Here is a 21,557-nt window from a genome sequence, read left to right as displayed (position 1 = left end):
TTAAATAGGGATCCCTATAATAAGAGGCTTAAGCCACCTGTCAACGACATTAATAGGGATCGCTATTTTAATGGAGAGTCCAGTCCGTAAACGAGGAAGGCCGCGCGTGCTCGATCGCGACGTCGGGCTCGACATCGCGGTGCGCTTGTTCTGGGAACGTGGCTACGAAGGGACCTCGACCGCTGATCTCACGAAGGCCATGGGTATCAATCCGCCGACCCTCTATTCGATGTTCGGCTCAAAGGAAGAGTTATACCGTCAGGCGCTCGACTTCAGCATCGCCCGTGAAACCAGCCGCCGGTTGGAAATCTTAGCATCAGACCTCCCTGTATACGAAGCCCTGACCCTCTTCCTTTACGACATCGCAGACGGTGATACGCAACCGGACAAGCCGCGAGGTTGCATGGTCTCGACCGCCGTCCTGCAGCATGCCGAAGAAAACGCATCCGTCGCGCAAATGACAGCGGCCCTGCGCGAGGCGTCGGTGCAGACCCTTAAAGCTCGCTTCGACCGTGCCATCGAGGAAGGCGAGTTGCCGCCCCAGACCGATACCGATACGCTCGCTCGCTTCTACGGGGCTATTATCCAGGGCATGTCTGCACAGGCCTGCGATGGCGCCTGCAATGCGCGGCTGAAGCGGCTGATCGATCTCGCACTCACGGCCTGGCCTGGGAGCGCAGCCCCTAGAGCGGTTCGGCGTGGAGACACGTGAACCGCGTCGGATCGTGCTTACGCGCACCTTGCGTCTTCCACGTTGAGGTGGATTCGGTGTAAGCGCCCTTTCTAGGTCCCTCGACGGCGGCAATCCGAACAGTCGCGCATATTCCCGCTGAACTGGTTCGGGCTTTTATATCCCACGTCATAAGAGATCGAAGTCGCGGAAAGGCATTGTACGGGGAACTTTGCCCACCCAGCAACCGAGGCCATCAAGAGCAGCCTAATTGAGCAATGAGATTGCAGCCTTGGGCAGTGCGAATTAGCCGACTCGATGGATCCGTAATACCTCTTCAATGACCTCTTCCAGTTCCCCGCGCGTGGCACCATCTCGGGCTTGGACAGACATGCCCTGAAGCACGACGACCAGAAAGCGGGCGAGGGATTTCGAACGGTCCGGATCGAGCCATCGGCCTAATGCTTCAGAAATCGCTTCCCGCATCGCGTCTCGGCGCTTCGACACGGCCAGCGCAAGGGAAGCGTGTTCTTCGGCGCATTGGAGCATGCCGCTTGATACCATACATCCTCTTTCTCCCTCAGGATCGGTCACGGCATCAGCGCCTTGACGCAAGATCGCCGCCACAACTTCGTCCTGTGTCGATGCTGCATCCAGGTTTAGAAGCGCGCCCGGAATTCCGGCATATCGGTCCAGAGCCTCGCGATATAGCTCAGCCTTGCTCCCGAACGCAGCATAAAGACTCGGCGGCGCAATCCCGATCGCGGCCGTCAGGTCATTGAGCGATACGCCTTCATAGCCGTGCCGCCAGAACAGCCGCATGGCGATGTCGATCGCCTCTTCACGGTTGAATGTACGAGGCCCGCCGCGCCGCCTTTTTATCTGCTTATCCATTCGCGCAACCGGATGGCCTTGCTGAGCATCTCCTTGATTTGGATCCACGCGGCTATCTCAAGCGCGTTCTGGCCAGGATGACAGAGGGGCGTGATTTCCTGGAGCAGGAGGCCACTGATGTCTATCACGAGGCGTTCGGCCAACGGAGCGTACGACACGCCATCGTCGAAGACTATCGATCGGCATTGCAGGAGGATCTGGAACATGATCGGGCTGATCGCAGGGAAGGTCGCAAACTTCGCTGCCCTGTTCTCGTATCCTGGCCTCAAGGAAATAGACAATCCGACGGTAGGAGTCCGATCGAAGTCTGGAGACAGTGGGCAGACGACGTCACCGGGGGAGCAATATCTGGCGGTCATCTGCAGCCGGAAGATGCGCCTGAGGAGGTCCTTAATATGCTGATGCCTTTTCTAAGGAGGAGCTTTGCTGTTTGATTGCGCTCAAGGCCCTTGTGACGTAAGGGACGAAGCGCCCGTTTAGTATTCGCGAGTGATCAGCCGGAACCAGTTTTCTAAAGCCAGGCCGCTCCTGGGATCGAATAACCGCAACGTTCAGGGGCGCATGTGCGGGCAAGGCGTTGGGATCGCTGTCCTGCCCCGCGTGGTCGGCGATCAGATCGCTGGTATTCGCAGACTAGCTAATCTCGGACCCGATCGTATTCGTCTTGCGCGCGCTCAAGCTCCGGACCGTAGGTCATGGACCAAGCGTAGAGCGCCTCGAACGGCTGCTGAAGAGAGCGGCCGAGCGAGGTGATGGTATATTCGACGCCGACAGGTGTCGTTGTCGTGAGCACTTCACGGCGAATGAGTCCATTGCGCTCCAGTCGCTTCAGTGCGTCGGCGAGCGCTTTGTGCGTGATACCGTCGAGGCGCCGCATGATCTCGTTAAAGCGTGACGGCCGAGTACACAGGACGGTGAGGATCAGGACTGACCACTTGTTGGCGATCTGCTCAAGCACCGGCCGCGCCTTCTCAACGTCGAGCAATGCCTCGGCAGAGACAGCTTTGTGGCTTTGAGACGTGCAAGCTTTGATGATCGGACCTTCGTTCGTCGCGGGCATAGATATACTCCCTGATATCTGCTTTACATATAGTGCGTAATTGACCGTAGGTATAGAGAATATATCCTGACTTCATCATTGTTGGTGGAGTGAACATGACCAGATTAGCAAACAAGGTTTCCCTTGTGATCGGCGGTGTTGGTGGTATCGGCGGAGCCGTTTCTCAAAGGTTCGCCAGCGAAGGAGCGCAGGTCTACGCGACCAGCCGCAAGGGCGCGGAGAGCCAACCAGACTTGGCCGGCATGGGCAGCATCCACACGATCCAGGCGGATGCCAGTAACAACATCGATCTTCAGCGCGTCTTTGAGGAGATACGATCGGAGCAAGGCCGCATTGACGTGCTTGTCGTGAACGCGGGCCTATCCGAATACGCACTCCTTGGAGACATTTCTGAGGATCATTTCGATCGGACATTCGGCTTGAACGTCCGATCCCTCGTATTCGCAACACGGGAAGCCATCGACCTCATGCAGCCCGGTGGAGCGATTGTGCTGATTGGCTCCATTGCGGGCGATATAGGCACCAAGGGCTATGGAGTCTATGGTGCGACGAAAGCCGCGGTCCGTTCGTTCACACGCACATGGGCTAACGAACTCGCTCCGAAAGGCATCCGCGTCAACGTCGTCAGCCCTGGGCCGACCGATACGGCGATGATGGCGGCGGCCTCACAGGAAATTCGAGACGCACTATCCAGTATGATCCCTCTCGGGCGCATGGGCCGGCCGGATGAGGTCGCGGCTGCGGTTCTGTTCCTTGCAAGCGACGAGAGCAGTTTCACGACTGGTGCGGAACTTGTCGTTGACGGGGGTATGGCTCAGGTTTGACGACCGCCTTCGACGGCGCCGGGAACGAGACCTAATCTAAATTGAGTAGGCAGGGTGGCTGGCGACCCGTTCTTCCCGATCGGTGATGCAGCCATCTCCAAGGTCACAATCGTCGCTGCAATGCCGTTGCGGGCCAGTGCCCGTGGGCAGCGCCGATGTTTTCCGCCGCAGTGATACCAATACTTGTCTTCTTCCTTTTGGGTTTTCATGTGCGGAAGCGAGATTTATGCGGACTGTCCGCCATCGACGTTCAGAGTGGCGCCGGTGATGTGGCCGGCGTCGCGGCCGACAAGGAATGCGACCGCCGCCGCGATATCCTCCGGCTGCCCCTAGCGACCGAGCGCGGCAAGGTTTTCAGCATTTCTGCGAACTGCCCGTCTTTAGGGTTCATCTCGATCTATTACGCGAACCGAACCTGCTTCCCCTGAAGGCCCGTGTGCTCGTCGACTTTATCGCCAAGCTGTTTCAGCGGGAGAGAGATGCCGCCAAGCGGTTCGCTGCAAGTCTCGGCTAAGGCGCGGCTCGCTTGCCTTCGCCTTGATGGGACTCGAACCGCAGACCGGTGAATTGGTTGGTTTTCAAACTGCTGCGGGAAGAGGATCGGTGCCTTCACTAAGGATCGCGAGATACCGTCTATAGCTGAAAACGCGACCACGCTTGCGGCCGGTCACCTCCTCAACTATGCCGAACCGCTCCAGATCGGTGAGTGCCGCATTGACGGTAGGGGCCGATAGGCCCGTCTTTTGAACAAGCTGATTTGCCGTCAGGAACGGATTTTGCTGAAAAAGATCATGGATGCGAAGCGCTGAACCGGCTCGGTCGCTTTCAGTTGTGATGCGCTCGCGGTCTTCCTTGAACACCTCGACGATCCGAGTGGCGGCGTCAAATGCCTGGTTTGCGGTGTCGGCGACGCCGGTAAGGAAGAAGTCGAGCCAACCTTCCCAACTGCCGTGTTCGCGGACCTCCTGGAGCAGTCGATAGTATTCCGTTCGATGGGTCTTCAGGTAAAGACTTAGATACAGTAGTGGCTTACGCAGAACCCCATTCATGCAAAGGTAGAGCGTGACTAGCAAGCGGCCGATACGACCGTTGCCATCCAGGAATGGATGGATCGTTTCGAACTGGACGTGCAGAAGGCCGGCCTTGATGAGTGCAGGCAGCCGCGACCGATCTTCATGCATGAAACCTTCGAGCGCATCCAAGCAGGTGTCCATCTCCGTGACAGGCGGCGGCACGAAGAGCGCATTGCCAGGTCGTGTCCCCCCGATCCAATTCTGCGAGCGCCGGAATTCGCCGGGATTCTTGGTACCGCCGCGCCCACTTTGCAGCAATCGCGCGTGCATTTCACGGATCAGGCGTAGGGACATTGGCAGAGATTCCAGTCGTTCCAAACCATACATCATGGCATCGACGTAGTTCGAAACTTCGCGGATATCATCGATAGGTTGTCCCGCCTGCGCTTCCGTCTCAAAACGCAGAAGGTCGGAGAGCGTTGACTGTGTTCCTTCGATCTGCGAGGAAAGAACAGCTTCCTTCCTGACATACATGTAAAGAAAGAGCTCCTGACGAGGGAGCAGCATCGTGATACCATCTAGCCGTCCGAGAGCTCGCTCCGCCAAGCTAAGACGCTCCAGAAGTGAAAGCACATCAATGGCAGGCATAGGCGGCAATGGCGGAGGTACGAATGCCCGCACGGTTTCGCCAGCAACTGCTGTTTCAACAAAGCGGCCGAACCGCTGATTTAGCTCGGAATCAGACATGGGCTGATTATGATTTTCAGCTACTATTTAAGCAAGTGGGCCTTCGCTTAAATAACGAAGCAGCTAAGGTAAGCGCTCTTAAATAAGCGTACGCCCCAGTCGAGCGCCTTGAAAGGATGCGACCCGAAGACCTCATGATCGGTTCGAGTTGGATAACCCAAATTTATGGAACTTGCGCTTGGGGCATTGAAGCGGAGCTCGACGTTGCACGACAACGGCGCAAGCGCCAACCCTGGTCGGCGAGCGTCCCTTGACGCGGCTCGCGCAAAGACATTGATTTGGGGCTTCCACGCTGCGGAGCGGAAGGGCATCGGATTTGCCCCTCCTCGCAGGTTCAGGCGGCTTCGGCTGAGAATCGGTCAAACAGCGGCTTGAGGCGAGGATGTCGGGCGGCCCGGGGCGGGTGGATCTCGACGATTCGGCCAGATTTCGTCTCGCGCCGGAGCCATTCGCTAATCGTCTCAGCACTCGTGTGATCCATGTAAAATAGGTGTTTGCCGATGATATTTACTTTGCGGCCGTCGGGTAGCCCTTCGAACGTGCTGAGTAGCGCCGGCACGTCTTTGCAGGTGACCGCTCCGCGCAAACGGATATGAATTTCGTCGTCGATCTCAGCATGCCTGATCACAAGCTTTCGGCGCAGATAGGGGAGAATTTCCAGAATCGACAGCGCAAGGCCGAGCGCCACGCCGACCAGCAAATCCTGCACGACGACCATTGCCACCGTCACTGCCCAGATCCCGACCGGTACAAGACCATGGTGCTCGAACAAGTGACGCACATGGTGGAAACTGATCAGTCTCCAGCCAGTGACGAGCAGTACGGCGGCAAGCGCCGTCAACGGCACCATTCCCAACACGCCCGGTAAAAGCGCCACCAACGCCAGGATCCAAACGCCATGTAATATTGCCGAGGTGCGCGTGCGAGCTCCGGCCTGGATATTGGCCGATGATCGAACAATGACACCCGTGATCGGCAATGCCCCGAGCAATCCACAAAGGCCGTTGCCGACGCCTTGGGCGAATAGTTCCTTGTTGAAGCGGGTACGTTCTCCATCGTGCATTCGGTCGACGGCGGCCGCGGAAAGAAGCGTTTCGGCGCTTGCAATGACGGCAATCATCAACGTCATTAAAATAATGCCCGGCTGCACAAGCTGGGCCATATTCCCGGCCGTCGGAAAGGATATGCTGTCAACTAGAGAGGCGGGCACGTCCACGCGGGCGATCGGGAGTTCAAGCGTGGTTGTCAAGATTGTAGCGGCAGCAACACCGACAAGAGCTCCCGGGACCAGCGACAGTGATTTCGGGCGGAATTTCTCCCAACACACCATCGCAAGAAGAGCGATGATGCCGACCAACAGTGCGACGGCCTCGTTGGTGACATTGGCGCCCGTTAACCGGCTGACGCTCTCGTCGATAGCGGTGACGTTCTCTATGCCGCCTGCTGCGGGCTTGGCACCCATGAGAACATGGATCTGTCCCAGGATGATCAAAATGCCGATGCCGGCCAGCATCCCATGAACCACCGCCGGAGAAATCGCTCTGAACCAGGAGCCAACTCTCAGGAAACCCGCCAGGATCTGCAGAACTCCGACGACAAGCAGCACGGGACCCAGCATGGCTACACCGTACTGTTCGACGAATCCAAATACGATGACGGCTAGACCGGCGGCCGGCCCAGAGACCTGCAGAGGCGAGCCTGCCAGCAGGCCGACAACGATGCCACCTACGATACCGGAGATAAGCCCCATGGCCACTGGAACCCCGGAGGCGATCGCTATTCCCAGGCAGAGCGGAATGGCGACAAGGAAAACCACCAGAGACGAAGCGAGGTCGCGCGCGAACGCAGAAACGTTTTTTGTCATGGCGCTACTCCCCGGCAAGCGCTGCGGCAATCCGCGGCATGACATGCGGATGGCCTCGTCCTGTGAAGGCGACCGGCAGCGGCTCCCCCTCCTGTGTCTCCGTAAACCTCGCCAGAACCCCGTCATAGACTTGGACCTCGCCTGTCCCGATGTCGAAGAACCAGCCGTGTAGCGTGATCTCGTTGGTCGCAAGCTTCGCAGCTACAGACGGATGGGTCTTTAGATGGTCGAGCTGCACAAGGACGTTTTCCATTGCTACCGCGCGCACACGGTCAGCTTCGGAGAGATCGTCGGGATAGGCTTGGCAAACAATCGAATAGGCGGCGTGGCTGTGCCGCAGCCAGGCTGCGACATTCGGCATTGGTTCCAGCATTTGTGGGTGGCACAGCCCTTTCATCGCCCCGCAATCGGAGTGACCGCAGACAACAATGTCGCTGACGCCGAGCGCCAGGATGGCATATTCGATTGCGGAAGAGACCCCACCATTGAGGGTCGAGAAGGGAGGAACGATATTGCCGGCATTGCGGCAGACGAAGAGATCGCCGGGTCCGGACTGCGTTATGGTTTCCGGCATCACGCGGCTGTCGGCACAAGATATCATCAGGGCATGGGGCTGCTGGCCCTCGCGCGCCAGCTTGCGGTAAAGCGCCGAATGACTCGGGAACACGGCGCCGCGAAAACTGGAGATGCCTTTCAGGAGATCACCCATATTCGGATCCTCTTTCTGGCCGGACACTGGGAGGAATGTCTCTCGTCCGGCGGGTTGCAGAAGCGATCTGTTCGCACGTGCACAATAAAGGACAAGACGAGAGCAAAAGAAGAGCCCGGCAGCATATTGCATCGCAACATTTTTTGAACAAATGTGATCTGCTGTTGCCGCTGATATCGCCCAATTCCGTGATCGCGCTGGCAAACATGGAGTTCGGCAAGTGGCCTGAACGACTGGCCGTCGGCCGTGGGCCTTTCTGCCGCACCGGATGTTACTCGAAAGCCGACCTACGGAACTAGCCTGTGGACGTCTGCCCAGCCACTCATGCGAAGTGCTCAACGCGCTCGGTTTCTTTAGTGAAAATTCCTGGCCTTCACCTTCAGCGTATCGATATGCAGGTCCGGGCTTATCCCGAGCCCGAGACTATGCCGAGCCCATTCTCGAAAGCCCGAGATTTCCTGTAATCCAGGATCGAAGGCTCGGCATAATAGTCTGTCTCCGCCGGTGAGGGCCGCGATGTCCATGCCGAGCCCACCAATCATCGAGGAACTTTCACTAGGCAGGAAAGCGCCAGGAGCGGTCGTGATCTTGCGGTCACGGATGTAGCCGATATGCTCGCTCCCACAAACCTCTGGAGCGAAGAACTCATGTCGTTGGCAATGCCCATGCACGAAATTGGCTTCGTGATGTTTGCTGAATCTGGCCGGAACGGAGAGATCCGTATGTCGGCGAGGCTGAAGCAGCGGATGCCAGCATGCGCCGCGTTATCCACCGTATAGCCGCAAAGTTTGATCACGTGCATTTCTGCTACGAGGCCGGCCCCACCGGTTACGGCCTCCACCCGTGCTTAAGAGCATAGGCATCAGCAACCAGGCCACATCCCTCCATCCAGCCGTAGGTTTGTGCCGGTGATGTAGCTGGCTCGCGGGCTGACGAGAAAAGCGATGGCATCGGCGATTTCTTCAAGCGTGCCGACCCGTCCGACGGGAACTTGGGCGAACATCGGCAACACTGTCTGCTCAATTTCGGTCCACGGCGCATCGACAGCAATCCCATGGTTCAACGCCACCTTCCGGAAGGCCTCGTCTAGGCTGACGCTGTGGATTGTGCCGGGAGAAACTGTGTTTGCCGTGATCCCATCCGCAGCAACAGCCTTGGCGAGCGAGGCGGTCATCGCGATCATGGCCGCCTTGGCCGCAGCGTAGTCAGGTCTTTTCGAGGACGGCATAAGCCCTGCAAGGCTGGAGATATTGACGACCCTCCCCCACTTCGCCGCCCGCATGCCCGGCAGCAGGCGGGCGGTTACCCGAACTGCCGCAAGGACGTTTCGGTCGTAGCCGGCCGCCCAGGTCTCGAGACGAGTCGTGGCCCAGTCTTCGGTCTCGCCGGAGCCGCCCGCATTGTTCACCAGAATATCGACGGGCCTTACGAAAGCCTGCGCATCAGCGACGAGGCGTTGCACCTCGTCGTCGTGCGTCAGGTCGCCGACGACGGCATACGCATGTCCGCCCTGGGCGACGATATCGTGGGCGACATCCTCGGTTTTCGCCTTGTTGCGGCCGTGGATGATGACGATGGTACCTTCACGCGCAAGCCCCTTGGCCACTCCTTCGCCGATACCCTTGCTGCTGCCCGTAACCAGAGCAACCTTGCCTTCAAGTTTCAAATCCATCCTGTAATGTCCATATGAGAGGTCAGGGCTTCATAAGAGGACAGGACGATGAACGAGGCAATTACGCACTTAAAAGTGCCTGTCGAATACGGAGACAAGGAGGTTTGCCTGGGTCCAGCCGGATCGGTCGCACATGTCACCAGAGTGCTTCGTATGATCAGCGGACGCTGGAAGCTGCCGATCCTATTCCGACTGTTCGCGGAGCCGTCGATGCGGACCTCGCAGTTCCTGCGGGACATTCCGGACATCTCGCAAAAAATGCTGACGCAGCATCTCAGGGAACTAGAGAACGATGGACTGGTCACGAGACGAAATTTCGGCGAGCAACCGCCGCGTGTCGAATATGGGCTGACAAGTTCGGGCCACAGCCTGATGCCGGTCCTGATGTCGATGCGGGAATTCTCCCGGCTTCGCGGCGGGTCGACCGAATAACGCTGTGTCGTTCTCCTCAGTTGGCAGCGACAGTTTTGGCGGAGCGAGAGGTATCCAGAGCCCATGGGCCGCCTCCTGTGGTGCTAATATAGAAAAACACAAAACAGAACAGGATCGCAGCATCGCCCCCATTGAGTGTCGGATAGAAATTGCGGGGGAAGTGGGCCATGAAATAAGCCACGGCCATCATGCCGGAGAGGATAAAGGCCGTCGGCCGGGTAAACAGCCCAAGCATGATCAGGGCTCCGCCAATTACCTTTAGCGTCCCTGCGAACCCCATGAACGAGAAGAGCTCAACCGCCCCGCCCTCGCGGGGTGGAAAATTAAAAAGTTTCTGGGTCCCATGTGGGAAGAAGACCAGTCCTGCGGCGAATCTTTGAACTGACAGTGCGCGAGGCGCCCAAACGCCGACGACAGGATTGGAGATCAGATGTTGCAAGATATTCTCCTTGAGGTGAAACGCGTTGCCCAGGCAACGCTCCGGTGGGACGCCCCGCGGGCTTCGAAACGGCAACCAGCCTATCGCGTTCAGCGACGGGTAATGCGGTAGACCTGGGCCGGGGGGAAGTTGTTGAACACCCATCCGATGCTGTGAGAAACGAGACCCAAACGGTCCAGCAGCTTGGCAACCGTCTATCCCTTCAAGCTGTCCGTGCGCCTGCTCGGCGTCACGCTCTCGTCGCTGACCAACGATCAGACAAGCCACGCGACCGAGGGGCACGCAACTCGATCTAAATCTGTAGCAGGAACAAGGCGCCGAAAACGAAAAGCCTGCCGCGGAGGAGGTGCGGCGAGCGCCTGGCAGGATTATTTCGATGGGCAGCGTTCCCTCGAACAGGCGATCAAGCGGCTCGCCAAGTTGATGAAGCAGGCCGCCTGAACGCGCGATCAGTCAGACACCGTAGCGCCGATCGAGTTCTTGCAGGGCAGACTGCACTTCATCGATCGGAACTGGCTCTGCTGTTCCCGGCAGCTGGCGGAGAGCCGGCATCGAATCGATAGCGTAAAAGTCGGAGGCCCAGGCCGCGAGGATCGTTCGCTTATCATCGACGGAAAGAGCCGGCGCTCTCACCACATCGATTGGCCGCTGAAGCTCCATACCCTGAAGCAAGACCGCCGGACCCATCCTCATGGCGTTGCTGGCCGCCTGCTGCAACATGTCATGCGTCATCGAACCACCTCACTGTACCTGTGGATCCCGGTCACGCCGCAGGCGTGAGGCCGCGATCATATTGGTTTCCGGCGCCAGCAGATCATGTTTCTCGGCGAAGGCCGCAAACAGACCACGCGCGGTTTCTGCTTCAATCTCGCCACGCAGTGCCGCACTGCAGGCCTTCAGGGCAATCGCATGCGTGCTGTCCCTGAGTGATGTCGGCCATTCGGAAAGATGCCGGTAGGCATCCATGACGCAGCGAACCTCTGCTGGGAAACCAAGGCCGACGAGAATGGAAACAGGCTGTCTAAACATATCGGGTTTCATCGCTCTCTCCTTCCCAACCCGGAATGTTGATGGGCGCCGTAGTGACGGCGCCCTTGTTCTGCGGTCAATGCGGGTCAAGCTGCCTTGTGCGCTTCGATCTGCGCGGGAGCAGGAGACATCAAACCAGGAGCGCTCTCGATCGAGATCTTGCGTGGCTTCAGTGCCTCGGGGATCTCGCGAACCAGATCGATCGACAGGAGTCCGTTGCTGAGGTCCGCTCCGGTGACCCTGACATGGTCGGCGAGTTCGAACCGGTGCTCGAACGGCCGGCCGGCAATGCCGCGATGCAGGTAGCTCTCGGCAGCTACTTCCTGCTTCTTGCCGGTGACCGTCAATAGATTGGATTGGAAGGTGATGTCCAGTTCGTCCTGGGTGAAGCCCGCCACCGCGATCAAAATCCGGTAGGTGTCGTCACCGGTCTTGACAATGTCATAGGGCGGCCAGTCGCTGATCGACCGGGCGCGCTGGGCGTTTTCCAGAAGATTGAAAACCCGGTCGAAGCCGACGCTCGAACGGTAAAGCGGTGCATAGTCGTGGGATGTTGCCATAGCCATATCCTCCTTGAAGCAACATGGATACGGAAGCGCCGAAAGACGGCGCCTCCAGCAAGGCCAGCCCTTTATCAGCGGCTGGCGGCAATCGATTTGGTTTTTGGCATATTTGGATTCAAGAGCAGCAGTAGAAAAAATTTGACGCGGTTTCTTCACCTGGCCATCGGCTCAATCAAGCGCATAAACTGCGGCATTATCCTGAACTTCGCGCAAGCCTTTGTAGTATGCGTGCCGGAGATTGCCGTCGTCGGTCCAGCCCTGGAATTCGATCTCGGCAATCAGCGTTGGCTGGGCGAAGACAACCTGTGAAGACGATCCCATCAAGCGACGCCCTTGCCGCCCGTGACACCATAGACCTCGCCGTTGATGAAGCTTGCTTCTGGCGATGCAAGCAGGACGAATACGGGAGCCAGTTCGACCGGCTGGCCCGGACGACCGAAGTCGCTGTCCTTGCCGAAGTTCTTCACCTTCTCGTCTGGCTGCCCACCACTCGGCTGGAGAACCGTCCAGACCGGTCCGGGTGCGACGACATTGGCGCGAATGCCACGCTCAATCAGTTGCTTGGCAAGGGCCTTCGTATAGGCGACGATACCGGCCTTTGTCGTGGCATAGTCGAGCAAGATCGGTGACGGCTGGTAAGCCTGGATGGAGGCCGTGGTGATCACCGCGGATCCCGCCGGCATACGGGGCACGGCGGCTTGTGCAATCCAATGAAGCGCATAGAGATTGGTCTTCATCGTCTTGTCGAAATCCTCCGTCGACAACTCCTCGATCTTTTCGCGGTACTGCTGGCGGCCAGCATTGACAACGAGGATATCGAGACCGCCAAGATCAGAGACCGCCTTGTCGACCAGTTGCCGGCACCATGCCTCGTCCTTGATGTCGCCCGGAAGCGCGACGGCCTTACGGCCCTCGGCTTCGATAAGGCCAATCACCTCCTTGGCATCCGCCTCTTCGTCCGGAAGATAGGCGATGGCCACGTCGGCCCCCTCACGGGCGAAGGCGATTGCTGCAGCACGGCCGATGCCGGAATCGCCGCCAGTGACGAGTGCCTTCCGGCCAGTGAGCTTGCCCGACCCGCGATAACTCTCCTCGCCGTGATCCGGCGTGGGATTCATCTTGCGGGCGAGTCCAGGCGCCTGCTGCGGCTGGTTTGGGAAAGGCGGTGCTGGATAAAGCGTGCGAGGATCGTTCATGGAGGTCTTGTCGCTCATAATGACACCCAAGGTTTTTTGCGAATTGCATGCGGATGACTGTCTGCGAACGCCCGTTTCATCCCTTTGTTCCTGTAACGCCGCTAGCTCGGAACAAACTTTTTGCGCTGTCGTTCGTCTGATTATCAACGAAGGAGGAAATGTCATGCCCCGTGGTGACAAGTCCAAGTACACCGACAAGCAGGAACGCAAGGCAGACCACATCGCCGAAAGTTACGAAGACCGCGGCGTGTCCGAGAAGGAAGCCGAGCGCCGAGCCTGGGCAACCGTCAACAGGGATGATGGCGGCGGCAAGAAGGCCGGCGGTTCCGGGCAAGGCAAGCATACCGGTCATCCGGCCGCCCACAAAGGCGGCGAGAAGGGTGGCAAGGCGGCAGCGTCGCGGTCGGCCGCAGACCGTTCGGCTTCGGCAAAGAAGGCGGCGGCGACGCGGAAGCGGAATGCCGAGCACAGCGCCCATCATTGATCGTTCGTGTCCCGTGACGGAGCAGAAACGCTACATCCTAACACCTGACGGACTCTTGATGGTCTTGAGACAAGGAGACGACGTGCTTGCTCGCCTGGAAACGCTGATGGTCGACGAAGACATACCGTCGGCCATTCTGTCTGGCTTCGGGTTCGCTGGCCAGATTACCTTCGGCTTCTTCGATTTCGAAGCCCGCGAATACAAGCCGAAGAGCTACGAAAACGTTGAGGTGACCAATTTGACCGGCTGCCTGGAAGGACGGAAGACCGCTGCCGCATCTGCACGCAACCGCCGGCAACGCTTCGTTCGAGGCGGTCGGTGGTCACCTGTTGGCGCTCGAGGTCGGTCGTGGTTCGATGGAGCTCTACGTGACGATCCTGCCAAACCGCCTCGAACGAGCCACCGACGCGTCGATTGGCGCCAACATCCTGCAACTCGGTCCGGCCGGTTGAGACACGAGGCTGGCTGCGTTGCCTCGTTTTAGTCGCTGATAGCGCCGCGGGGAACGGACAGTCGGATTGAGAGTCCATTTGGCATCCAGTCGCGCGCGATATCGACGCCGAGGCTCTGACTTATTATCTGCTCAAGCCGGCTTCCAAAACCGATCGAACGTGGCTCTAATGCAGCCTGCGGAGGACCGCTGCTCTCAAGCCAGACGATCTCCAGCATCTCACTCTTCATCGTCGCTGCGATATCAAGCTTTCCCTCTTCGACGGACAGCGCGCCATATTTCGCGGCATTGGTCGCGAGTTCATGGAACAGCAGCGCGAAGTTTGTAATTTTTGTGCCGCCGATATCGATGTCATCTCCGATCAGCTGCCAATGATTGGCACCGTCCCGCTCGTACGGCGCGAGAATATTCGACAGAAGCTGAAATAGGGTGGTCTGTGGAGTGCCGGTCGCGGCCTCACCGTTCAAACTCGGTAATGTCATCTCATGCGCTCGGGACAGAGCCATTAACCTGTCTTTCATCCCGGCGGCCAGTTCGGTAGTCGTCGTTGCCGTCCTCGCTGCAAGGGTGATGATGCTGCCGGTGATGGCGAAGAGGTTTTTTACCCGGTGATGCATTTCCCGGAGCAGAAGCTCCTGATGCTCGGCGGCTCGCTTGCGCTCTGAGATGTCGCGGGCGATCTTCGATGCGCCGATGATCTTTCTGTTGTCGTCCCGAATGGGCGAAATGGTAAGGGAAATATCGACCAAGGTACCGTCTTTACGTCGTCGCATCGTCTCGAAGTGATTGACGCGCTCGCCGGCTTGGATGCGGGCGAGAATGGCTGGTTCCTCATCGAGACGATCGGGTGGAATGACGATCGTGATCGGGTGTCCGATAGCCTCGTCTGCCGTATAACCGAAAAGACGCTCAGCGCCCTTGTTCCAGGTCGTGATGACTCCGCTGAGGCTCTTGCTAACGATCGCATCGTCGGAGGATTCGACGATCGCTGCAAGAAAAGCTGCAGCATTACGTCCATGCTGCGCAGCTTCTATGTCGGCCTCCAGCTGTTGCAAACCGAGCTGGGCCTGGCCCTCGTGTTGCTGGTTATCGGAAATCGACATTTACGCCCCGTCAATCAACGCATTTTTCAACAAATCGAGACGGCCGAGACCGCTAATGCACCGCCGACCGTATTCGCTAAACACCACCAACAACAGTCAGAATCATTTTAGGGGTCGCAAATCCGTATGACGCCATCCGAATGCGAGATCGCTGGCAAAATGCCCTCGCCTTGAACGGAATCGAACCGAGGCTGGCGAAACGGTTTTTGCAGGTCAACACGGACGCTGCATCCGACGAGGTGAGACGTTGGATCCAGTCGAAAGGGTTGATTACCTATGGTCCTGGTTGGGCGAAGCTGAGACGAACCACGGACGCGGTCATATGATCATGAAACTCTTTTCCAGTTCCAGCCGCTCCCGAGAGCGCTTTCTCGAAGCCATCCTTCAGAGCGCGATCGAGTATGCGATCATCTCGACGGATCTCGATGGCCTGGTGACCACGTGGAATGAGGGCGCGCGACGGATCCTCGGATGGGACGAGGCTGAGATTATCGGCAAGCCCGCAGCCGTAATTTTCACGCAGGAAGACCTGCAGGCGGGGATTCTGCAACGGGAGATGACCGCCGCTTTAACGGAAGGCCATGGCAACGATGAGCGCTGGCACGTTCGCAAGGACGGATCGTTGTTCTGGGCGTCGGGTCAGATGATGGCGTTGACGTCGGATGACGGCGAAGTCGAGGGCTTTGTGAAGATTCTGAGAGATCGCACGGAGCAGAGAGAAAACGAGGAGCGACAGCGCGTCCTGATGCACGAACTCTCTCACCGCATGAAAAACACGCTGGCCGTCGTTCAGGCCATCACCAGTCAATCCTTTCGAAACGCCAGCTCTATGGAGGATGCCGAGCAGTCGATTTCGGCACGCATCAATGCTTACTCGAAAGCACACGACATTTTGCTGCAGCAGAATTGGTTGGGTACGACCATGGGAACGATCGTCGAGGCTACCGCGATTAATCTCGGACTTGAGACGTCAGGGCGTTTCAAATCGAGCGGCCCTGCAGTTGAATTGGGTCCACAGGCGGCCCTTTGCTTCTCCCTCGTGCTGCACGAACTCGTCACCAACGCCAGCAAATATGGTGCGCTGTCGGTAGATACAGGGACCGTCGAAATCGAGTGGTCGGTACGCGACGAGGCGGGCGACCCGCGGCTGAACTTCACTTGGCAGGAGGTTGGAGGTCCGGCGGTGGAAGCTCCGAGCAAGAAGGGGTTCGGCACACGGCTCGTCAGCTCCAGCCTGTCCGCCTTCGGGGAGGTCTCTCTTGATTACGCCCCGACAGGGCTCATCCTCAGGGTGGATGCGCCGCTTCAGAAGCTGCAATATAAGAACTATTCCGACGCCGAGGAATAGTTTGATTGCAAAGCTAGGAGGCCGGCGCTCGAGAAATCAAAGACATCGATGATGTCATCGCGAGACGGTAGGATCTTCCTTTTCCAGGCAACAGCGAACCCGATCCTAAAGTCGATTATCTACCGTCCGGCAATCGTTATGGTTTGTCGACAGGCTCGCCGTTTGGGTTGGGCACCGGAGCCTCCCTTGTATCTCGAGTCGGGTGTTCGTGATCGTCAGGCTCCAATCGCGCTTCCTTACGGTCAGGGCGATTGACAGGCTGCTCTTTAGGATTGCCCCCCTTTGATGGGGCTGTGTTCTTTTTGGACATGGCCAGTTCCTCCATACAAAGGTACGAACAGACTGGCGCGATCAAAAGTTCCGGCAGCCAGACTGCCGTGGTCAGAGCATATGGTCCATCTGCAGCATAGCCACCGGCCATTCGCCGGCATGACGCTTGATGAACGCCTAAGGCAAAGGGATGCAGGCGGTTCAGCGCCAGTAGGTGCGGTTAGTCCCCGAGGCGGCACCCGGTGGCGCTGACCGCAGACACGCAGTGGAACCGGCTCTCTCTTCAGGTGTTCCTCTCGATCAGCAGGGAGCTTCTAATGACCTACGTCGCATCGCCAAGCTATGACCGTAACGACCCCAGTCGCGCTTCGAACCTCCGTCAGTGCCTCGATACCGCCAGACGCCGCCTGGATGAGACTTCGCAGGCGTCTGAAACCGAGAAAATCGAGACGCTTGTGGCTTCCGCCATCGAGGCGGGTTGGGAAGAGGATGAAGTGCGCGAGGCACTGAGCGCCGGTGATGGCCAAGGAAACAAAATGCCGGAGCAGGAACCACCTATCCCAACTATCGGCGTGGTTCCTTCGTCATCTTTCTGACAAGCGGTGAAAGCTTGCCAGCGACGTGTAACGAGTCAAACCGCCGTCCCCAATCATGGACGAGGAAGATGAAATGCCCCGTGCCCACTTACAGAACCCCTCAGATCGCGGTCCGCATAAGGTAGGGAGATCGCTCGACGGGGACCTGCGAGACGATTTTCATTAAGAGTGTTGGAGCGACATCAGGAACAGACCGAACTCGTCCGTCCTTGTAGACCACCCATAAAAGGCAGGTCTTGCCGTCGTATTCAAGTTCGGCGATCGTCTTTGAATGGATCAGAAATTGCATCTTACGCTGCCTTCTTGCGCCGCTGCATGACCAGTGAAACGACCAACCGCCTCCCTGGAGGAAGATTGCTTGATCGGCACGAGGACTCCTTGCCGCTGTCAGAAACGCGGTCCAAAAGACAAAGGCGTTCTACCAATCGTCCTGGCGAGATCGCGATGAAATCTAGTAAAGCCCGCCTTCGAAATCGCGTGAAATCAGCGTGACACACGTCTCACGACTATTTGGACACGGGCCTACCAGAAAAAGTAGTGAGTAGCTCGTGCCGAAACGAAGACTCGGGCTATGAACTCAGCGGACTCTTCGAAGACTTCCGGCGCCGGCTTACACCGCCGACAGGGCTTTGTCGGATCGCGTCCTTGATACCGGAATGAGTTTCCTTAGCAACGCGCGTAAGCCATTGAAAAATGATTCGTTTCGAGTCGGAACGAATCAGCTCTTCGAGTCTTGAGTCGCGACACAGTGATTCGGGAGTAAAGGGGTCATGGCGAGTGGTCATCGTGCCCAGTGGAAGGGCTTCCTCAAATTCAGCGAGGTGTCGTGCGGCGTCGCGCTCTACACCGCCGCCAGCACCTCGGAACGCATCACGTTCCACACGATCAACCGGTTGACTGGCAACCGGGTTAATCGCGTCTTCATCGACGCCGAGACCGAAGACCCTGTGCCGAAGGAAGCTCAGACGAAGGGCTTCGAGATCGAGAACGGCCGGTACATCATCGTCGATCCCGAAGAAGTGGCCGCAACGATCCCTGAGAGCAACAAGACCCTCGAGATAGAGGCATTCATTCCCTGCTCCGACGTCGACGACGTGTACTTCGACAAGCCCTACTATCTGACGCCCGACAAGATGGGCGGCGATGCCTTCGCCGCGTTGCGGGACGGAATGAAGAAGTCGAAGGTCGCGGCTATCGCCCGCACGGTCCTCTTCCGACGGATGCGCACGGTCCTCATCAGACCGCACGGCAAGGGTCTGATCGCAACGACGCTGAACTACGACTACGAGGTTCGCTCGTCTGCGAAGGCTTTCGAAGAAATGCCGAAGATGAAAATCGCCGGCGAGATGCTCGATCTCGCAAAGCACATCATCTCGACGAAGAAGGGCGCGTTCGATCCCGCGACCTTTGACGACCGCTATGAAGCCGCCGTGGCGGAACTGGTGAAGGCGAAGATCGAAGGCAAGGCGCTTCCGAAGCGCAAGGAAGTCAAGGTCTCGAAACCGAACGACCTTCTTGCGGCTCTTCGAGAGAGCGCTGGAATGATGAAGGCCGCAGAGAGCAAGCCAAAGCGGACGGCAGCCAATGCCAACGCCGGTGCCGGCCGCGACAAGGCCCGTCGCGCCTCGGGCAAATCCACGGCGGCGCCGGCCGCGCAGCGTAAAGCGAGCTGAGGAGACCAGCCATGCCGCGCCCCTACTGGAAAGGATATCTCAAGCTGTCGCTGGTTACATGTCCGGTGGCAATGAGTCCGGCAAGGAGCGAGCGCGAAAAGGTTCGCTTCCACACGCTCAACAAGGAAACAGGAAATCGTGTCGTCTCACAGTACGTCGACTCGGTGACGGGCAAGCCGGTGAAGGACGAAAACGAAGCCAAGGGCTACGCCCGCGGCGAGAACGACTACATCATCCTGACGGACGACGACCTCGACGCTGTGGCACTCGATACGGTGAAGACCATCGACATCGACAAGTTCGTGCCGGCCGAGAGCATCGAATGGGTCTATCTGGAGAAGCCTCATTACCTGATGCCCGACGACCCGGTCGGACATGAAGCGTTTGCCGTCATTCGAGATGCGATGGCATCGGACAAAGTCGTCGGCGTGTCGAAGCTCGTAATCGGTCGTCGCGAGCGCGCGGTCGTTCTCGAACCTCGCGGCGAAGGCATCGTTCTCTGGACGCTGCGGTTCGGCGACGAAGTGCGTCCCGAGGAATCCTACTTCGAAGGAATCGATGAAGAGGCTGACCCCGAGCTGATCCCGCTAGTCCAGCAGTTGATCAAGCAGAAGACCTCCCGGTGGTCTCCGGACATGGTAAGCGACCCGATCCAGGAGAGCCTGCTGAAGATCGTTGCGGAAAAGAAGAAGGCTCTCAAGCCCGTCAAGAAGGTCGCGAAGGGCAAGCCGGAGGCCACTCAGGCCTCGAATGTCGTGAACATCATGGACGCGTTGAAAAAGTCCGTGGCCGCCGAGCTGAAATCGAGCAAGGCCCGGTGACACCATGCACGATGTGGGCGCGATACCAATCATGGAAATTGCCGTGTCTTTGCCGGATCGAGAGCATTTCGCAACGGCATCCACGATATCGGGCCTGATGGGCATCTTGATGTCGGAGAGATGGCCCAGGCAGCTAAATGGTCCGACTGGCAGCACGCGCTTGCCTCATGTCTGCGGTCGCTAAAGGCGAACTGCAGCCCACCAGAGCGAGACAAGCTTTCGTGTCTGCAGCTCGAGCCGCCCATTTGAAGATTCTGCCTGACGAAGTACGACGGCTTCGGAGGCGTGCAGCGTCTTCGCGCCGAAAGTCGTCGTGCGACGACGCGAACTGGAAGCCGGGCTGGTCGACGGGTGATCATTATCCACCCGATGACGACCTGGACAAGCTGAGGCATTCTCATCTCCGGGATTTCTGCTATCGTCCACAAGTCACAGGAGTAGGCGTCATGGTTGCAGCGAGTTTGGTTCCGCATGCGTTTTACTGGGCGAAGTCCTCGAAGTATTTCGACGGACGACCAACGATCGTTCGGGTCTCCACGGTCTTCGGGGAGGATTCTGACTATTGGACGCTGGCGCTCCTTGGAACCGATCAGCACGCCATGCCCGCGGACTTCGAGATCATCGCTCCGGCGGAGCTCCCAGAAGAATACCCTGTCCGGCAAGCCGCCGAGTGAACCCTTCATCGGGCAAGCGAACGAAGGCTCTCGACGAGGCACTCTTTTTGTCGGGCGTTCACACCAACAAACTGCCCGATCGAGAAATTTGGTACCATAACCCATCGGAACTTGCGGGAGGTTTGACGACAGGGCCGCCCTGCTCCCTCCAAGCGATTTCGACCTCAACTTCCCTCGGAACGCCGGACACGCCTAACGTCCCCGTTCCCATCGAGGGCGCCGCCGATTGCGGTATCCGTCGCGCTCTTGCGTGATCTGCTGAGGGGCATATGGATCGAGCGTGTTGTCGAACCGGATTCCCTCCCGTTCGTTGTAGGCACGTCCACTTTCGACCGGGTCGACCCGAATTGAACCCTGGAGACACGGCCAGCCTTGTTGGAGACGATGCTGATGTCGTTTGAGGCAACGCCTGCCGCCCCTTGCCAACGGGCAATAAAAAAGGCCGGGGCGAAATCGCACCGACCTTTCAACATCGCTCTTCACACCAGTGCCAGTACATCCGTGGTCAAAAGCAGATAAGCGACTTCGGCAGTCGCGAACGCTCGCGTGGAGCACTCACCAGCAACGCCGATGAGCATTAGATAGCGTTGGACTGTGTTCAATTCAAGTCGCGCGGCAAGAAGCTCCGCCAATCCGACGGACCGCCATTCCGCCGGCGCAACAGCCGATTGCCTGTCGGCAACTTATTGTGACCACCAAACGGGCATCAAGGTCACCACGAACATTACCAATACGAGAGCCAGGTAAACAGTCCATCCAATTGCCCGACGAAACGGTCTAGGCAGGCGACCAATCTGAACTAACAGGCGATTTGCAAAGCCTGCCTCTGGGGGAATGTCCCCCTGCCCACGATGATAGTCTCCGCTAACCATTCGAGCGCTCGCAGTCAAACAACCAAACGCTGGACGAGTAGCCGCCCGGCGCACAGGAGTGGTGGCTGCCTGGGGTAAGCAACAATCGCCGAGCGACCGTATAATTAAACACCAGGGGCATTCATAAGTTCCAACTTTATAACGCTCCGCCGG

At 58.2% G+C, this 21,557-nt stretch carries 23 protein-coding genes and 6 pseudogenes; 14 read left to right on the top strand and 15 right to left on the bottom strand.

The window, feature by feature from the left end; all coding sequences use genetic code 11:
- The first annotated feature begins 70 nt into the window (after nt 1-70).
- The gene (locus tag CUJ84_RS27040) at nt 71-712 is read left to right on the top strand and encodes a TetR/AcrR family transcriptional regulator (protein WP_105008738.1); all 642 of its coding nucleotides are present in this window, start codon (nt 71-73) and stop codon (nt 710-712) included.
- A 264-nt stretch (nt 713-976) separates the two neighbouring features.
- Here CUJ84_RS27040 and CUJ84_RS27035 read toward each other — a convergent pair whose 3' ends face one another.
- Entirely contained in the window at nt 977-1,564 is a 588-nt protein-coding gene (locus CUJ84_RS27035; RefSeq protein ID WP_105008737.1) for a TetR/AcrR family transcriptional regulator, read from the bottom strand.
- Between the two features lie 507 nt (nt 1,565-2,071).
- On the opposite strand from CUJ84_RS27035, the pseudogene CUJ84_RS39410 reads away from it, so the two are divergent.
- Nucleotides 2,072-2,317: pseudogene (locus tag CUJ84_RS39410) on the top strand (hypothetical protein); the annotation flags it as partial.
- Here the strand turns inward: CUJ84_RS39410 and CUJ84_RS27020 are convergent.
- Nucleotides 2,202-2,624, bottom strand: a complete 423-nt coding sequence (locus CUJ84_RS27020; RefSeq protein ID WP_105008736.1) for a winged helix-turn-helix transcriptional regulator — start codon at nt 2,622-2,624, stop codon at nt 2,202-2,204. The pseudogene CUJ84_RS39410 and the gene CUJ84_RS27020 overlap by 116 nt on opposite strands.
- A 95-nt stretch (nt 2,625-2,719) precedes the next feature.
- Between CUJ84_RS27020 and CUJ84_RS27015 the strand changes: the two genes are divergently transcribed.
- Nucleotides 2,720-3,448, top strand: a complete 729-nt coding sequence (locus CUJ84_RS27015; RefSeq protein WP_105008735.1) for an SDR family NAD(P)-dependent oxidoreductase — start codon at nt 2,720-2,722, stop codon at nt 3,446-3,448.
- A gap of 224 nt (nt 3,449-3,672) precedes the next feature.
- Here the strand turns inward: CUJ84_RS27015 and CUJ84_RS27010 are convergent.
- The 4 genes and pseudogenes from CUJ84_RS27010 to CUJ84_RS26995 all read right to left on the bottom strand — a co-directional run.
- Nucleotides 3,673-3,842: pseudogene (locus tag CUJ84_RS27010) on the bottom strand (SDR family oxidoreductase); the annotation flags it as partial.
- 184 nt (nt 3,843-4,026) lie between these two features.
- A complete protein-coding gene (locus CUJ84_RS27005; RefSeq protein WP_003554970.1) occupies nt 4,027-5,208 on the bottom strand; it encodes a Fic family protein in 1,182 nt (393 codons plus the stop codon).
- 334 nt (nt 5,209-5,542) lie between these two features.
- Nucleotides 5,543-7,072, bottom strand: a complete 1,530-nt coding sequence (locus tag CUJ84_RS27000) for a SulP family inorganic anion transporter (protein ID WP_105008734.1) — start codon at nt 7,070-7,072, stop codon at nt 5,543-5,545.
- A gap of 4 nt (nt 7,073-7,076) precedes the next feature.
- Nucleotides 7,077-7,781, bottom strand: coding sequence for a carbonic anhydrase (locus CUJ84_RS26995; protein WP_105009184.1), 705 nt, complete (start codon nt 7,779-7,781; stop codon nt 7,077-7,079).
- Between the two features lie 647 nt (nt 7,782-8,428).
- Here CUJ84_RS26995 and CUJ84_RS39405 point away from each other — a divergent pair.
- Nucleotides 8,429-8,637: pseudogene (locus tag CUJ84_RS39405) on the top strand (hypothetical protein); the annotation flags it as partial.
- A gap of 6 nt (nt 8,638-8,643) precedes the next feature.
- Here CUJ84_RS39405 and CUJ84_RS26980 read toward each other — a convergent pair.
- On the bottom strand, nt 8,644-9,453 hold the full coding sequence (locus tag CUJ84_RS26980) for an SDR family NAD(P)-dependent oxidoreductase (RefSeq protein ID WP_105008732.1): 810 nt from the start codon (nt 9,451-9,453) through the stop codon (nt 8,644-8,646).
- A 48-nt stretch (nt 9,454-9,501) separates the two neighbouring features.
- Here CUJ84_RS26980 and CUJ84_RS26975 point away from each other — a divergent pair, with 48 nt between their 5' ends.
- Entirely contained in the window at nt 9,502-9,885 is a 384-nt protein-coding gene (locus CUJ84_RS26975) for a winged helix-turn-helix transcriptional regulator (RefSeq protein WP_105008731.1), read from the top strand.
- Nucleotides 9,886-9,901: 16 nt separating this feature from the next.
- Here the strand turns inward: CUJ84_RS26975 and CUJ84_RS26970 are convergent, their stop codons facing one another.
- Entirely contained in the window at nt 9,902-10,315 is a 414-nt protein-coding gene (locus tag CUJ84_RS26970) for a DoxX family protein (protein WP_245457597.1), read from the bottom strand.
- Nucleotides 10,316-10,498: 183 nt separating this feature from the next.
- On the opposite strand from CUJ84_RS26970, the pseudogene CUJ84_RS26965 reads away from it, so the two are divergent.
- A pseudogene (locus CUJ84_RS26965) lies at nt 10,499-10,628 on the top strand (DNA polymerase IV); the annotation flags it as partial.
- A gap of 149 nt (nt 10,629-10,777) precedes the next feature.
- Here the strand turns inward: CUJ84_RS26965 and CUJ84_RS26960 are convergent.
- The 5 genes and pseudogenes from CUJ84_RS26960 to CUJ84_RS26940 form a co-directional block, all read right to left on the bottom strand.
- Complete coding sequence (locus CUJ84_RS26960) at nt 10,778-11,056, bottom strand: hypothetical protein (RefSeq protein ID WP_105008729.1); 279 nt, start codon at nt 11,054-11,056, stop codon at nt 10,778-10,780.
- Between the two features lie 9 nt (nt 11,057-11,065).
- The gene (locus tag CUJ84_RS26955; protein ID WP_028734430.1) at nt 11,066-11,365 is read right to left on the bottom strand and encodes a DUF982 domain-containing protein; all 300 of its coding nucleotides are present in this window, start codon (nt 11,363-11,365) and stop codon (nt 11,066-11,068) included.
- Nucleotides 11,366-11,439: 74 nt separating this feature from the next.
- Nucleotides 11,440-11,913: an Hsp20 family protein gene (locus CUJ84_RS26950; protein WP_105008728.1), complete on the bottom strand. Its 474-nt coding sequence runs from the start codon at nt 11,911-11,913 to the stop codon at nt 11,440-11,442.
- A gap of 171 nt (nt 11,914-12,084) precedes the next feature.
- Nucleotides 12,085-12,216, bottom strand: a pseudogene (locus CUJ84_RS26945) (non-homologous end-joining DNA ligase); the annotation flags it as partial.
- Between the two features lie 20 nt (nt 12,217-12,236).
- Nucleotides 12,237-13,130: an SDR family oxidoreductase gene (locus CUJ84_RS26940; protein ID WP_105008727.1), complete on the bottom strand. Its 894-nt coding sequence runs from the start codon at nt 13,128-13,130 to the stop codon at nt 12,237-12,239.
- 145 nt (nt 13,131-13,275) lie between these two features.
- On the opposite strand from CUJ84_RS26940, the gene CUJ84_RS26935 reads away from it, so the two are divergent.
- The 3 genes and pseudogenes from CUJ84_RS26935 to CUJ84_RS39185 all read left to right on the top strand — a co-directional run bounded on the left by CUJ84_RS26935 (nt 13,276) and on the right by CUJ84_RS39185 (nt 14,048).
- Nucleotides 13,276-13,596: a plasmid stabilization protein gene (locus CUJ84_RS26935; protein WP_105008726.1), complete on the top strand. Its 321-nt coding sequence runs from the start codon at nt 13,276-13,278 to the stop codon at nt 13,594-13,596.
- Nucleotides 13,571-13,789: pseudogene (locus tag CUJ84_RS39315) on the top strand (hypothetical protein); the annotation flags it as partial. The gene CUJ84_RS26935 and the pseudogene CUJ84_RS39315, both read left to right, overlap by 26 nt.
- 136 nt (nt 13,790-13,925) lie before the next feature.
- On the top strand, nt 13,926-14,048 hold the full coding sequence (locus CUJ84_RS39185) for a hypothetical protein (RefSeq protein ID WP_261331149.1): 123 nt from the start codon (nt 13,926-13,928) through the stop codon (nt 14,046-14,048).
- Between the two features lie 28 nt (nt 14,049-14,076).
- Here CUJ84_RS39185 and CUJ84_RS26925 read toward each other — a convergent pair whose 3' ends face one another.
- Nucleotides 14,077-15,150, bottom strand: coding sequence for a PAS domain S-box protein (locus CUJ84_RS26925; RefSeq protein WP_105008725.1), 1,074 nt, complete (start codon nt 15,148-15,150; stop codon nt 14,077-14,079).
- Between the two features lie 322 nt (nt 15,151-15,472).
- On the opposite strand from CUJ84_RS26925, the gene CUJ84_RS26915 reads away from it, so the two are divergent.
- Together CUJ84_RS26915 and CUJ84_RS26910 are read left to right on the top strand one after the other, a co-directional pair.
- Nucleotides 15,473-16,498, top strand: a complete 1,026-nt coding sequence (locus CUJ84_RS26915; RefSeq protein WP_105008723.1) for a sensor histidine kinase — start codon at nt 15,473-15,475, stop codon at nt 16,496-16,498.
- Nucleotides 16,499-17,010: 512 nt separating this feature from the next.
- A complete protein-coding gene (locus CUJ84_RS26910; RefSeq protein WP_245457596.1) occupies nt 17,011-17,364 on the top strand; it encodes a hypothetical protein in 354 nt (117 codons plus the stop codon).
- Nucleotides 17,365-17,464: 100 nt separating this feature from the next.
- Here the strand turns inward: CUJ84_RS26910 and CUJ84_RS39310 are convergent, their stop codons facing one another.
- Nucleotides 17,465-17,653: a hypothetical protein gene (locus CUJ84_RS39310; RefSeq protein ID WP_105008722.1), complete on the bottom strand. Its 189-nt coding sequence runs from the start codon at nt 17,651-17,653 to the stop codon at nt 17,465-17,467.
- A 481-nt stretch (nt 17,654-18,134) separates the two neighbouring features.
- On the opposite strand from CUJ84_RS39310, the gene CUJ84_RS26900 reads away from it, so the two are divergent.
- From CUJ84_RS26900 to CUJ84_RS26890, 3 genes are all read left to right on the top strand, one after another.
- Nucleotides 18,135-19,037, top strand: a complete 903-nt coding sequence (locus CUJ84_RS26900) for a Ku protein (RefSeq protein ID WP_105008721.1) — start codon at nt 18,135-18,137, stop codon at nt 19,035-19,037.
- Nucleotides 19,038-19,048: 11 nt separating this feature from the next.
- Nucleotides 19,049-19,858 carry a Ku protein gene (locus CUJ84_RS26895; RefSeq protein WP_105008720.1) on the top strand — a complete coding sequence of 270 codons (810 nt, stop codon included), beginning with the start codon at nt 19,049-19,051 and terminating at the stop codon, nt 19,856-19,858.
- Nucleotides 19,859-20,304: 446 nt separating this feature from the next.
- Entirely contained in the window at nt 20,305-20,532 is a 228-nt protein-coding gene (locus CUJ84_RS26890) for a hypothetical protein (RefSeq protein ID WP_105008719.1), read from the top strand.
- Nucleotides 20,533-21,557 lie beyond the last annotated feature (1,025 nt).

Origin of the sequence: Rhizobium leguminosarum (assembly GCF_002953715.1) — a bacterium.
Classification (GTDB): domain Bacteria; phylum Pseudomonadota; class Alphaproteobacteria; order Rhizobiales; family Rhizobiaceae; genus Rhizobium; species Rhizobium leguminosarum_V.
This window is presented reverse-complemented; position numbering and strand designations above follow the sequence as displayed.

Coding starts and splice junctions, on each gene's coding strand:
- CUJ84_RS26950 (WP_105008728.1), bottom strand. CDS start 11,913: ATGGCAACATCCCACGACTATGCACCGCTTTACCGTTCGAGCGTCGGC.
- CUJ84_RS26960 (WP_105008729.1), bottom strand. CDS start 11,056: ATGACGCATGACATGTTGCAGCAGGCGGCCAGCAACGCCATGAGGATG.
- CUJ84_RS27040 (WP_105008738.1), top strand. CDS start 71: ATGGAGAGTCCAGTCCGTAAACGAGGAAGGCCGCGCGTGCTCGATCGC.
- CUJ84_RS26995 (WP_105009184.1), bottom strand. CDS start 7,781: ATGGGTGATCTCCTGAAAGGCATCTCCAGTTTTCGCGGCGCCGTGTTC.
- CUJ84_RS26890 (WP_105008719.1), top strand. CDS start 20,305: ATGGTTGCAGCGAGTTTGGTTCCGCATGCGTTTTACTGGGCGAAGTCC.
- CUJ84_RS27035 (WP_105008737.1), bottom strand. CDS start 1,564: ATGGATAAGCAGATAAAAAGGCGGCGCGGCGGGCCTCGTACATTCAAC.
- CUJ84_RS26940 (WP_105008727.1), bottom strand. CDS start 13,130: ATGAGCGACAAGACCTCCATGAACGATCCTCGCACGCTTTATCCAGCA.
- CUJ84_RS27020 (WP_105008736.1), bottom strand. CDS start 2,624: ATGCCCGCGACGAACGAAGGTCCGATCATCAAAGCTTGCACGTCTCAA.
- CUJ84_RS26935 (WP_105008726.1), top strand. CDS start 13,276: ATGCCCCGTGGTGACAAGTCCAAGTACACCGACAAGCAGGAACGCAAG.
- CUJ84_RS26915 (WP_105008723.1), top strand. CDS start 15,473: ATGATCATGAAACTCTTTTCCAGTTCCAGCCGCTCCCGAGAGCGCTTT.
- CUJ84_RS26925 (WP_105008725.1), bottom strand. CDS start 15,150: ATGTCGATTTCCGATAACCAGCAACACGAGGGCCAGGCCCAGCTCGGT.
- CUJ84_RS26955 (WP_028734430.1), bottom strand. CDS start 11,365: ATGAAACCCGATATGTTTAGACAGCCTGTTTCCATTCTCGTCGGCCTT.
- CUJ84_RS26975 (WP_105008731.1), top strand. CDS start 9,502: ATGAACGAGGCAATTACGCACTTAAAAGTGCCTGTCGAATACGGAGAC.
- CUJ84_RS26895 (WP_105008720.1), top strand. CDS start 19,049: ATGCCGCGCCCCTACTGGAAAGGATATCTCAAGCTGTCGCTGGTTACA.
- CUJ84_RS27015 (WP_105008735.1), top strand. CDS start 2,720: ATGACCAGATTAGCAAACAAGGTTTCCCTTGTGATCGGCGGTGTTGGT.
- CUJ84_RS27005 (WP_003554970.1), bottom strand. CDS start 5,208: ATGTCTGATTCCGAGCTAAATCAGCGGTTCGGCCGCTTTGTTGAAACA.
- CUJ84_RS26980 (WP_105008732.1), bottom strand. CDS start 9,453: ATGGATTTGAAACTTGAAGGCAAGGTTGCTCTGGTTACGGGCAGCAGC.
- CUJ84_RS39310 (WP_105008722.1), bottom strand. CDS start 17,653: ATGCAATTTCTGATCCATTCAAAGACGATCGCCGAACTTGAATACGAC.
- CUJ84_RS26900 (WP_105008721.1), top strand. CDS start 18,135: ATGGCGAGTGGTCATCGTGCCCAGTGGAAGGGCTTCCTCAAATTCAGC.
- CUJ84_RS27000 (WP_105008734.1), bottom strand. CDS start 7,072: ATGACAAAAAACGTTTCTGCGTTCGCGCGCGACCTCGCTTCGTCTCTG.